The following is a 12,105-nucleotide window of genomic DNA, read 5'->3' on the forward strand; positions in this document are numbered from 1 at the left end:
TTCAGTAGGCCGCTGTTTTTGTTTTAGACTATTTCGTAGTTTAAAAATATACTATAGTTTAATATTGCTGTTGATATTGAACACTATGAAGGTTAGCAAATATTCCACCTTTTTTAATTAACTCATCATGTCTGCCTTGTTCAGCAATTCCCTCTTCCGTTACAACTACGATACGGTCAGCATTCCGAATGGTAGCTAGTCGGTGGGCAATGACTAAAGTAGTTCTGTTTTTAGCAAGTTCAGTTAACGCCTTCTGAATAATCATCTCTGTTTCGGTATCAAGAGCAGACGTTGCTTCATCTAGAATAAGAATTGGTGGATTTTTCAAGAACATTCTAGCAATGGCTATCCTTTGCTTTTGTCCTCCTGAAAGCTTTAAGCCTCTCTCTCCAATTTGCGTCTCATATCCAAGAGGTAACGAGGCAATAAAGTCTTCTAAATGGGCTCTTTTTGCCGCCTCTTTAATTTCTTCATCCGTAGCATCTAACATTCCATAAGCAATGTTTTCTCTAAGCGTACCTGTAAATAAAAAAACATCTTGCTGAACAATACCAATATTAGATCGTAAAGATTCTTTCGTCATATCTCGTAAGTCTATGCCATCTATTGTAATGCTTCCTTCATTTACATCATAAAACCTAGGTATGAGTGAACAAATGGTCGTCTTACCAGCACCTGAAGGGCCAACAAAAGCTACTGTTTCTCCAGCATCAATCTTTAGATCGATTCCTTGTAAAATCTCTTTTGAATCATCATATCTAAAATGGACATTGTTAAATTGGATATCTCCACTTAACGTGTCTACTTTAATAGCATCTTCTTTATCGACGACTTCAGGAAGTGTGTCAATTAACTCTGTAAATCTTCTAAAACCAGCCATTCCTTTTGGATAAAGCTCCATTAAGGCACTAATTTTATCAATTGGTTTAAATAAAACATTTACGTATAAAACAAACCCAACTAGTGCTCCATATGTTAGTTCACCGGTATAGCTTAGCCAAGCACCGTATACTAACACAATTAAAATAAAAAAACGAGTCATCATATAAATTCCTGAAGAACTATATGACATAATTTTATAGGCTGCAAGCTTGGATAAGCGGAATTTCTCATTATTTTTCTGAAATCTCTTAATCTCAAATTTCTCATTTGTAAAAGATTGTACAACACGAACTCCTGCTACACTATCTTCAACGCGAGCATTTACATCTGCTATATCACTATACATTTCTTTCCAAGCCTTATTCATTCTAATATTACAGAACGTGATTAACCAAATAAGGAATGGAACGACAATGATGGTTACTAAAGCCAGTTTTACATTAATAGTAAGCATAATCCAGAAAGCCCCAAAGAAGGTCATAATGGCAATGAAAACATCCTCTGGACCGTGATGGGCAAGCTCACCTAAATCAAACAAATCATTCGTAATACGGCTCATAATGTGCCCTGTCTTCGTATTATCAAAGAAACGGAATGATTGCTTTTGTACATGTGTAAATAGTTGTTGTCTCATATCGGTCTCAATATTAATTCCAAGCATGTGTCCCCAATAGTTGACGATAAATTGTAAAAAGGTACTCATTAAATAAAAGCATAATAATCCTATGCTTACAGAAACAATCATCGACCAGTTTCCACTTGGTAACAGTGAGTCAATAAACCACTGAACGGCCAACGGAAAGGCTAACTCTAGTAAGGCAACAACGACCGCACTACTAAAGTCTAACGTGAAAAGTTTCTTATGTGGAACATAATAAGATAAAAAGCGGCGAATCATGTGAAATACTCCTTAATGAATTTATATTTTTCAATGATAAAACTATGAACCTATTATTTCGGAATTCGAATAAACCAAATTATATAGAAAGAGTTTTCAGAAATCAATACGCAACATGAAAACAGACCCTAAATATAGGGTCTGAATTTTTTTAACAATCCTCACCCGTTTTTTTATGTAGCGGCGGAGGAACTAACCAGCCCTTCTCCTTGTTCATTCGGAGAACCTTAGCAGCTAGAGTAGCTTTTTGTGTATGATATTGACCAAACATCATCGCGATATCTTCTCTAATACTTTGACCCATAAATTTTACTACAAGATACTAACCCAGCTGCAATTTCAGCAGATAAAGAGGCTGCAATTTCCGGGTCCATATATCTAGCCCCTACTGGGATGTCATCTAAGCATGCTTGCGGACGATCTGGTGGTGTCGGTGGTAACCCTACACCATTTTCCTTTAACAAAGCTTCAAGGTCTCTTATTTCTTGGTTACATTGGTGAATAGATTCATCTAGTATTTTCTTTAAATCCTCATCACCTGCATGATTTTTCATCGTTTGGTGAGAGACTGATAACCCTTTAGAAGCTAATAAGAACGACCAGCAACTGTAGACCTCTCCATAATGCATTGGTTCATCTTTTGGATTTCCACTTAAGATTCCCATTGTAAACCTCCTAAACACACTCATATAATTGTGCCACCCTTCTACATATGCACAATGTTAGAGTGCCCTTTAATAAAATAGGGATACATAGGAATAGTAGAAAATTTAATCAACAGCGACTAACTCCATTTCCTTCACGAGCGGAAGCTTAATGATAAACGATGTTCCAAAGCCTACTTTACTCTCTACCGCAATTTCGCCATGATGGTTTTCAATGATATTAAAGCTAGTAGCAAGTCCAAGTCCAGTCCCCTTTTCTTTTGTTGTAAAAAAAGGCTGCCCCAGTTTGGCCAAAGTACTTTCCCCAATACCGCTTCCTTGGTCTATAAAATGAATCAATACAGAATGTTCGGTACTTTCTGTTTTTATAATCATTTCTCCACCATCCGGCATTGACTCAATACCATTTTTAATAAAATTTATAAACACTTGTTTCATTTGATTCTCATCACAGTGAATTAAAAAATCATTACTTTCTTGTTCAATCTTAAGCACAACGTTCTTTAAGTTACTTTCCGTTTCTAACAGGGTAACGACTTGAATGATGATAGAACTTACCCTATGATTTTTAAATTTTAAACTCTGTGGTTTTGCTAACAACAGTAACTCACTTAAGATAGTCTCAATTCTGGTTAGCTCCACATCTATTACCTCTAAATACTCCGCTTTCATTTCATAACCTTTGCTCATCATCTGTAGAAATCCTTTTATAGCTGTAAGTGGATTTCTTACTTCATGGGCAATACCTGCAGCCAGTTGGCCAGCGAGGCTTAGTTTCTCAGATTTTATCATTAACTCTTCCGCTTCTAATCGCTTCGTTACGTCACGAGCAATAATGAGAAACTTATCAACTTCCCCGTTCTCATCCTTAATTAATTTTCTAGATAACTCGACCCAAACGTAATGACCATTTCTATGAAGATAACGAGAGGTGCTCACATAATAATCGATCTCTTTAGATATATATAATTTCTCCAAATCTTCAGGATGTATAAAATCAAGTCCTCTTCTTCCAATTAAATTTTCTGGTTCATATCCTAATAGATTTTTAATTGCCGGAGACACATAAGTGAAATGTCGGTTTGAATTAATAAATATAATCACGTCATGTGAATTTTCCGTTATTAGATTGTATAACTCCTCGCTCTTCCTCAGTTTTTCTTGATCAAATTTCCGATCTGTTACATCTTTAGTTGTACCAATTACTTTATAAACTTGGCCAATCTTATTAAAAAAAGCTTCACCGACAGCCTCTACATAGCGCATTTGTCCATTGGAACGAATCATTCTAAAATCGATATTTAAAGGTTTTCCTTCAAAAGTCTCTTCTATATTCTTTTGTACGTAATCACGGTCACTTGGGTGAATATAATTCATATATTCCTCAAATGTTAGCTGGGAAGTAGACCCTAAGTCTATAATGCGCCTATGTTCTTCGGATAGTGTAATAACATTATTAAGAACATCCCATTCCCAACTTCCAAGTTTCGCAATCTTCATCGCTAGCCTTAAGTTTGTTTCCCTTTGCTTACTAGTTGCTTCTGCCTTCTTTTGTTCGGTTACATCTTTCACTACACCATAAACACCAATCACTTCACCCTGGTCTATAATAGGGATATTTTTTATCTGTATAAATAATAGCTTTCTATATTTCGTTAAGCATCTAGTTTCATAAACTTGTGGAAAGCCAGTTAATGACTTCTTAAAATGATTTGAGACTCTTTCCAAGTCTTCTTGATGTATGAGATGTGAAAAATTTAACTGGATGATTTCATCCATAGAATATTCAGAAGCTTTTATAAAGCTGTCATTAGCAGAAAGGTAATTTCCTTCTCTATCTACTGAAAATACTGGATCTGGATTTTGTTTAAAGAGTGAATCATAGTGAATACTTTCTTTTAACCCGTTACTAATAACGGGATTACTTTGCTCCTTAATATGTAAAGTTAATCCTTGTTCTGAAGGATAGGCACATGCTTTCAGCCATACCGCTTTTTCTTGATAATAATGATCAAATTCAGTTATTTTATCTTCCTCAAATGCATGATTTAAATAAAATTCATAATAAGGTCGAATCGATTCAGCCATTTCTGACCAAATATTCTTACCAATTATGTTTGTTTTCACATCAAATAAAACTTCTGCCTTTTTATTAATAAACCTAATAGTCCAGTTATGATCTATCATAATGATGGCTTCTTTGAAGCTAGATAGGAAGTGTTCAAACATGGATGTAGACATATTTCCATTACTAGTCATACTTACACCTTCTTACACTTAGAATCGCCTACGTATCTTTATTAAATTTACAGTCCCCGAAATTTGAAAAAAAGGGCTCCTTAACTTAGACTATTATAGTTAAATAAAAGTTACAGGTTTAGAAGTTTTTGTTAAAATATTTTTCAATAGATAATATAAAAATGGATAAATTTACATATAGTAGATTAACTCCATACTAACTTATTGTATGATGATTTTAAATGATTAATAGAAAAGAGGTAATAATGATGAGTAGAACAGAAAAATATTTAAATTATTTTTTATCACACCGTAATGTAACACTCCAATTAGTGAGTAAAATTGAGAAAGAAAACTATGAATACAAACCAACCCCCACTTCCATGACAACGGAAAAATTAGTCTCTCATATGTTGACAAGCTTCTACCGATTTGCATTAGTTGTTAAAAAAGGGGACCTATCTGCCTTTAGTAACAACTTTGAAACTGAGGCAGAGAACTTATCTGATTTAGCAAATCAAATTACTACAAAAACCGTTGAAACGTTACAGTCATTAACAGAAGAAGAACTGAATCAAACTATTGACTTAACAAACATTCTTGGAATGAAACTAACAGGTTCTCAAGTTCTACAAGTAGCAATGGACCATGAAATTCACCATAAAGGGGCACTATTCATCTACGTCCGTGAACTAGGACACACAGACCTTCCTATGTTTGTTAGCAAGGGTTAATTGTATCTAGCTTAAGATCCTCTTTCATGGGGATCTTTTTTGTGTTTATAAGAGATTAATGCCTCATTTCGTGTTATGATAGAACATCGTAATGTGCCTAAGTAGGTAGAAGGAGGTTATTCATCTTGCATCAAAAGACACTAGTATACTTAATTTTACTAATATGGTTGATCATCATTTCTCCTAGTCAAACATTTGCTCATAACGGCCCACGAGACGAACTTGGAGGACATTTTCGCTCGTCTGATTGTGTATACATTCTTCATGAACCTACCCCGTTAGCCGAGACAGCAAATAATATGGAAGAACTCATTACTTTAATTATTGAAAATAACAGTAATACAACATGTACCAATCAATTAATAGACTCGAAAGTAGATTTAGAAGGTTATACTTTTCAAACAACTGCTACCCCTAAGAAAAAGGAACCATCAAACAAGACTGCTTCAACTTCTGTAAGAGAACTATTAATAGGTCATACATATGAAGCTACATTAGAGAAATGCACGGATGGTGACACGGCTAATTTTCTAATAAACGGCGAAATATATAAAACACGTTTCCTATATATTGATACACCTGAAAGCACGAACAAGATTGAACCATACGGAAAAGAAGCTAGTGAATACAGTTGTACATTACTTAAGCAAGGAAAAATCATGATAGAAACAGACGGAAACGCACTTTTTGACAAGTACGGCCGCTTATTAGCCTGGGTGTGGGTTGGTGATTTATTACACCAAGAAGAAATAACCAAAGCTGGTTTTGTTAAGGATTTCTACGATTACGGAAATTATAAATATGAAGATCGAATTCATGCAGCGATGAAAGATGCTAGAGAAAATAATCGGGGAATGTATGCCTCTGAATCGGATGAATCAGGTTTCAACTATTTTTTAGGTTTATTTGTGATTATAGGTGCTATATTGATTATTACTGTCAAACGTCTACTTTAAACAAAAACAGTCGGTCCCTATACAGGAATAACGACTGTAATTTATTTATAGTAGTAATTCTAATATCACTTCTGACTCTTCAAGGAGCTTTCCGGTGTTTTTAAATCCAATCGACTCATAGAATTTGATTGCGGGAATATTGTCTGGTTCAGTTGATAATCGAATACGTTCGCAATCTGGTGCTTCCTTCAGCATATGAATAATTTGTTTCATCGCTTCTTTTCCATATCCTTTTCCTTGTTGTCGTACGTCTATCATAAAGCGAGGAACCCAATATTTATCTTCTCCATCCAAAGTTGGGTCATAATCAACCATAGCAAACCCAATTACATCTTGATCAGCGTAAATAACATATGGTGTGTAATTCGGATTGACCTTTGATTCTGCTATCGAATAAACATTAGGTGCAATGCGATTCTTTTGTGATTCATCTAAATTTAAATTAATACATTTATAGATATTATCTAACGTCAACTCTCTTACTGAAATTACTGCCATCTTAATTTCCCCCTCTAATGCTGAATATCTGTCTTTAAAATATGATAACAAACCTGTATTGTCCTTGCCTCTTTTTACTTAAAATTCTTCAACCACTCACCTACGTGATATTGCACTTGCTTTCGTTGTTCAATCTGTATTAAATGCCCCGTATTATTCAAAATGGTGTACGTACTATTCGGGAAATTATCCACTAGTTTAAAGGGATCCTTATAGCCGCAAATATAATCTTGCTTCCCTGTTAGTATGAGTGTATTTTGTTCAAATTTCCTTCCATCTGGATACAATTCAAAGGAATAATGGTAGCCTTTTGTTCTCCATTCTGAAGCTAAGAATTTTCGATTAGCTAATAAACGGCCCGGCTGAAACTCACGTAAAAATAACTCTAAATTCTCTTTATTCTGTTTGGCTATTAATATATCAAAGGCCTTTCCTATCTCATCATCTAGATCTTTAAAAATCTCCTCATCTTTTTCTAGAATGACTCTATTAGGAACCTCCCTCTCCATCGTTTGTGTGACTGGTGCTAGTAAAGATAGTCCATCCACTTGTTCTCCAAACTTAGAAAGTAACCCTTGAGCCAAATAACTTCCAAACGACATTGCTATGATTAGAAAAGGGGTATTACCTAACGTGCCTTTTAAGAATTCGTCTATCATACTCAAAATTTCTTCTGTTGTATTGACTTCCTCATTAATCAAGCTTTTTCCATGTGCAGGAATATCAACATAAATCCTCTTGAACCCCTTATGTATCTCAAAAATCGGTTCTAACCAAGCTTCCATTGAGCGATGATCTGTAGCTAATGGATGTAGGATAACAATTGGCTTTCCTTCACCATATGTAACCGAATAAATACTTCCTTTGTTAACTTCAGTAAGCATAAAATTCTCCCCTATATTTAAAATTATCTGAATCCTAATAATTAACACACTTTTCCAATATTTTAACATACTTTTTAAACTCTTTTTTTAAATTCTGATTTTGGATAACTTAAATTAAAATTGGAAAAATTAAGTTAGGAGGTGGAAGAATAGTGTACGAAGACGTAATTAAAGAGTTGAATGCTTTTTTAAAAGGACAATATATGGGAATTCATGCGTATGAACATTTAATCCAAAATATCGATGATTTTTACATAAAAAAAGAGCTGCAACAAATTCAGCAAGACCATAAAATGCATGCTATGAGAGTAGCGGAGAGAATCCAAAATCTCGGAGGAACTCCCGTTGACGATGAGGGATTTGCAGGGTCCATTCAAGAGTTCATTTCTAGGTTCACTACTCCACATACAACGGATGGAATATTAAGAACCGCATTAAAAGGAGAAGACTTTTACGGCATTCAAATGTCCGATGAAATAGTAAAGGGAGATTTAGACGAACAAAGCCAACAATTAGTAGATGAAATCCTAAGACATGATGAAAAGCATGTAGAGAAATTGAGGAGCCTTTTGCTACAGTAAACAGAAAAGATGCCCAGTAGTTTATCATTCCGGGCATCTTTTTAGAGTCTTTAAACTATTTATTAATCGCACTTATAGCAAGCATCTGGATCGTCATGTCATCCATAGGTGGATTATGTAAGCTAGCGCGCACATCTCGATAATAGCGTTGGAGTGGATTTTTAATAGATAAACTCCTAGCACCAACCACTCTCATGGCAAGGTCCACTACTTTAATTGCAGAATTAGTTACCGTTAGCTTCACAGCACCCAATTCTGGTTTCAAACTTTCTCGTTCTTCCTCATTTGCTTCGTCCCAAAGCTTTGCCACTCTATACAAGAAATGTCTAGATTGCATCAAAAGTAATTCCATCTCCCCTATCTTCTGTTGAACATTAGGTAAGTCGATAATGGAGCCCTTTACACTGTTTGGGGAGTATTCCTTCGCAAACTGGATGGCATAATTCTGTGCAGCTTGAGCAATTCCCAAGTAACATGCTGGAATATGTAATAACCAGCCGTTTGCCTTTTTATCTCCTGGTGCAATTTTTTCAACTAGATAGCTTTCCTGTACTTCTACATGATTTAGTATTAAATCGTGACTTCCTGTTCCTCTCATCGCAATGCTATCCCATGTTTCTTCAATGTCAACTCCGTGAGATTCTTTTGGAATTAAAAAGTTCCCTACTTCTTCTGTTCCCTCAATAGATGCGCTCACTATAAAATAGTCTAATACGGGAGCTAAAGTAGTAAAAGTTTTTCGCCCGGATATTACCCATTTTTGGTTTCTTTTCATGGCAACCGTTGTAGGTTTTCCCCCTCGTGTAGGACTTCCCGTTTGAGGTTCACTAGCAGCCGCATTTATTAAGGCTCCTTTTTTAACTTCGGTACATATATATTTAAAAATCACATCATCCCAAAGTCGCTTCTCATCCAAATTCTTCATAATTCCCATATGCCAGCCGATAGAAAGGGCTGTTGCTCCGTCACCAATTGCAATGGTTTCTTGGAGTTTAATTAATTCAAATAATGAAAGACCATTTCCACCATTTGAAACTGGAATTGTAAGAGCAGTATATCCACTTTCAATAAGTTCCTTAATATTTTCAAAAGGAAAAGAACCTTTTTCATCCACTTCTGCTGCTCTTTCCGAGAACCGACCTGCAAGCTGCTTCATGAGTGATAACTTTTCCTGAAGTGATTTTGCTACTAAGAAATTCATTGATCCGACCTCCTTCATCTAAAGCTGCAGTATTGATCATCGTCTAGAATAATGTTTCTTTATACTCCAAACATATTCCCGATAACATAAGTTCAATTCAATAAAAAACCCTCTAATTCCCTAAAATAGTTACAATGTCCTAGTTTAGTTGTCCAACCATTTTGCTTATTGAAACATAGTATACATTAACAGTGGAATAAACCTAACCAAAGTTTACTCACTGTCTCATCTGTTAATGGAGGTGATATGAATGAGCTATGGTGGCGGTTATGGTAACGGTTTTGCGTTAATCGTTGTACTATTCATCTTGTTAATCATTGTTGGAGCTGCTTATATTGGATACTAATTCATTTTAAATTAAAGGGCCAATTTCAGTTTGCTTCAGGCGCCAGCTTTGGCGCTTTTACATAAGTGGAATAAAAGAACAAAAGCGCAAGCGCCTCGGTCAGCCCCGACAAGCAAATGTTCTTCAACCCTAAAAGTCCGGTTTTCGACTTTAAGGGTTGAAGGTTATTTGACCGAGGAATAAATGGCTTTTAATTTATTCCCTCGAGGGGCTAGGCGCTGGAGCTGGACGGGGACACTCAATGTTAAAGAGTTATCCACTATGCGAAGTATTTTATAATTTCCTATACGATAAAAAATCGAGGGACCAATCCCCCGATCGTTTTATTCTTGATTAATTTTATAAATTTTAACTGTATGGGTTACTAGTACTTTAGCAATTGAATAAGCAGGAATGATAAAGATTATTCCAACTAGTCCCATAAGATTCCCTGCTGTTAGTATAAGGACAATAATCGTCAATGGGTGGATATTTAATGTTTTCCCCATTACCTGTGGTGACACTAAATTCCCTTCAATTTGTTGAGCAATCAGTGTAATAATGGCAACGTATAAGACCATGATAGGATCTTGGAACAACGCAACTAGAATGGCAGGTACAACGGCTAAAAATGGTCCTACAAATGGGATTACATTCATAAGCATGGCAAACAGGGCCAAGACTAATGAATAATTTAAATCGATAATTAAATAACCAATATACAGTAAAGCCCCTACGATAAAACTTACAAGCATTTGCCCTTGAATATAGGAGGAAATGGTTTTATCCATATCCTTTAAGATCCCTCTAACATTGTCTTGTTTTGACTTTTTAAAAAAGGAAACTACTCTAGGAGCAAAATGGTCACTATCCTTCAACATGTAGAACAAAATAATGGGAACTAATACGAGATAAAAAATCGTATTAACGACACCGCCAATAAAACCAAATACTCCCAAAATACCGTTAGCAATATTCCCTACATTATCCTGAATACGCGTTTCAAAATCCTGACTAGCAGTAAGAAGAGCCTCTTGTATAAAGTCCGGGAATGTAGCACGATTCATTTGAAAATACTTAATCCAATCAGTAACAGTTGACACCATTGCAGGTAGATTATCTACAAACCTTTGAAGCTGGTCGCTAATAACAGGTCCAACCATTTTTACGAGTACATATATAATAAGCGTGATAGCTAAATAAGCTGATAGTATGGCAATCCATTTAGGAACTTTTTTTCCTTCTAGCCATTTAACTAAAGGCCTACATAAATAAAATAAAATCCCCGCGATAACAAAAGGAAGAAAGATTGTATGTATTAGTACGTAAAGCGGAGTAAATATAATTAAGTTTAACCTTAATAAGTAGACGATAATTAAAAATAAAATGATCCCAATCATTGCGGTAAACCATTTTTTATTTATTAATGACATGAACATACTCCTATCTATCTTACAACTATTCCTATTTTTGACTATAACAGTATATAGGAATTATTGCTAGTGATATCTAGGGATATGCTTTATAAATCTAGTCAAACATTACGAAAAAAGTACATTAACTTCAATGTACTTTTTTCATTGTTTCACAACATATAGTTCACCATTTAGAGCAAAGGTGATTTTACCTGTTTCTTCTGATACAACAATCACAATGGCATCCGTCTTTTCCGTTAGACCAATTGCTGCCCGGTGCCGTGTACCAAGTTTTTTCCCGTTAATGACATTTTTACTTAAAGGCAAAATATTAGAGGCAGATACAATTACATCCTCTTTGATTAAAGTTCCACCATCATGAAGAGGGTTACCTGGGTAAAAAATAGTTTCTAGCAGAGTATGAGATACTTTAGCTCCTACCTTCGTTCCATTATGGATCCATTCATCTAGTGGCTGTTTCCTCTCAATGATTATTAAAGCACCATGTCTTTTTTCCGATAAAAGATTGACAGCTAGAGAGATTTGACCAAACTCTTTTGTATAGGGAGATAAGTATGATTGTAAATAGTAGCTTGAAGCTAATCCCTGTGCATCAGTAACTAGATGGTGAAGTTTTTCAAAATCAGATAAGATACAACAATTCATTTCCGCTAAGGTATCTTGGATTTTCAAAATTTGTGTATCCATTTCCTTTAAATAGCGGTTAATATCACTCTGATATTGCTTATCTTCGTAAACCATGGTCTCATCCTTTATTCATTCGTCGATTACTTATACAATACCCGAAGCAGTGGGAAAAAATTCTTT

At 35.2% G+C, this 12,105-nt stretch carries 11 protein-coding genes and 1 pseudogene; 4 read left to right on the plus strand and 8 right to left on the minus strand.

Going from position 1 to position 12,105, the window contains the following annotated elements; translation table 11 throughout:
- Positions 1–58 precede the first annotated feature (58 nt).
- The 3 genes and pseudogenes from SM124_RS18585 to SM124_RS18595 form a co-directional block, all read right to left on the minus strand.
- Positions 59–1,780: an ABC transporter ATP-binding protein gene (locus SM124_RS18585; protein WP_322448030.1), complete on the minus strand. Its 1,722-nt coding sequence runs from the start codon at positions 1,778–1,780 to the stop codon at positions 59–61.
- A gap of 151 nt (positions 1,781–1,931) precedes the next feature.
- Positions 1,932–2,445: pseudogene (locus SM124_RS18590) on the minus strand (DUF3231 family protein).
- A gap of 105 nt (positions 2,446–2,550) precedes the next feature.
- Entirely contained in the window at positions 2,551–4,704 is a 2,154-nt protein-coding gene (locus SM124_RS18595; protein WP_322448031.1) for a PAS domain S-box protein, read from the minus strand.
- Positions 4,705–4,952: 248 nt separating this feature from the next.
- Here SM124_RS18595 and SM124_RS18600 point away from each other — a divergent pair, with 248 nt between their 5' ends.
- Both SM124_RS18600 and SM124_RS18605 read left to right on the plus strand, forming a co-directional pair.
- Positions 4,953–5,417, plus strand: a complete 465-nt coding sequence (locus SM124_RS18600) for a DinB family protein (protein ID WP_322448121.1) — start codon at positions 4,953–4,955, stop codon at positions 5,415–5,417.
- Positions 5,418–5,542: 125 nt separating this feature from the next.
- Complete coding sequence (locus SM124_RS18605; protein WP_322448032.1) at positions 5,543–6,373, plus strand: thermonuclease family protein; 831 nt, start codon at positions 5,543–5,545, stop codon at positions 6,371–6,373.
- A gap of 45 nt (positions 6,374–6,418) precedes the next feature.
- On the opposite strand, the gene SM124_RS18610 is transcribed toward SM124_RS18605, so the two are convergent.
- Complete coding sequence (locus SM124_RS18610) at positions 6,419–6,871, minus strand: GNAT family N-acetyltransferase (RefSeq protein WP_322448033.1); 453 nt, start codon at positions 6,869–6,871, stop codon at positions 6,419–6,421.
- 74 nt (positions 6,872–6,945) lie between these two features.
- Positions 6,946–7,755 (minus strand): alpha/beta fold hydrolase, encoded by an 810-nt coding sequence (locus tag SM124_RS18615; protein WP_322448034.1) that lies wholly within the window; start codon positions 7,753–7,755, stop codon positions 6,946–6,948.
- 152 nt (positions 7,756–7,907) lie between these two features.
- Here SM124_RS18615 and SM124_RS18620 point away from each other — a divergent pair, with 152 nt between their 5' ends.
- Positions 7,908–8,336 (plus strand): ferritin-like domain-containing protein, encoded by a 429-nt coding sequence (locus SM124_RS18620; RefSeq protein ID WP_407691424.1) that lies wholly within the window; start codon positions 7,908–7,910, stop codon positions 8,334–8,336.
- A gap of 55 nt (positions 8,337–8,391) precedes the next feature.
- On the opposite strand, the gene SM124_RS18625 is transcribed toward SM124_RS18620, so the two are convergent.
- Complete coding sequence (locus SM124_RS18625) at positions 8,392–9,537, minus strand: acyl-CoA dehydrogenase family protein (protein WP_322448035.1); 1,146 nt, start codon at positions 9,535–9,537, stop codon at positions 8,392–8,394.
- Positions 9,538–9,787: 250 nt separating this feature from the next.
- Here SM124_RS18625 and SM124_RS18630 point away from each other — a divergent pair, with 250 nt between their 5' ends.
- Positions 9,788–9,883 (plus strand): YjcZ family sporulation protein, encoded by a 96-nt coding sequence (locus SM124_RS18630; protein WP_322448036.1) that lies wholly within the window; start codon positions 9,788–9,790, stop codon positions 9,881–9,883.
- A 323-nt stretch (positions 9,884–10,206) separates the two neighbouring features.
- Here the strand turns inward: SM124_RS18630 and SM124_RS18635 are convergent, their stop codons facing one another.
- Together SM124_RS18635 and cdaS are read right to left on the minus strand one after the other, a co-directional pair.
- Complete coding sequence (locus SM124_RS18635) at positions 10,207–11,295, minus strand: AI-2E family transporter (RefSeq protein ID WP_322448037.1); 1,089 nt, start codon at positions 11,293–11,295, stop codon at positions 10,207–10,209.
- A gap of 144 nt (positions 11,296–11,439) precedes the next feature.
- Positions 11,440–12,039, minus strand: coding sequence for a sporulation-specific diadenylate cyclase CdaS (cdaS, locus tag SM124_RS18640; RefSeq protein WP_322448038.1), 600 nt, complete (start codon positions 12,037–12,039; stop codon positions 11,440–11,442).
- Positions 12,040–12,105: the final 66 nt, after the last annotated feature.

It is taken from the genome of Robertmurraya mangrovi, assembly GCF_034427655.1.
Taxonomy (GTDB): Bacteria; Bacillota; Bacilli; order Bacillales; family Cytobacillaceae; genus Robertmurraya_A; species Robertmurraya_A mangrovi.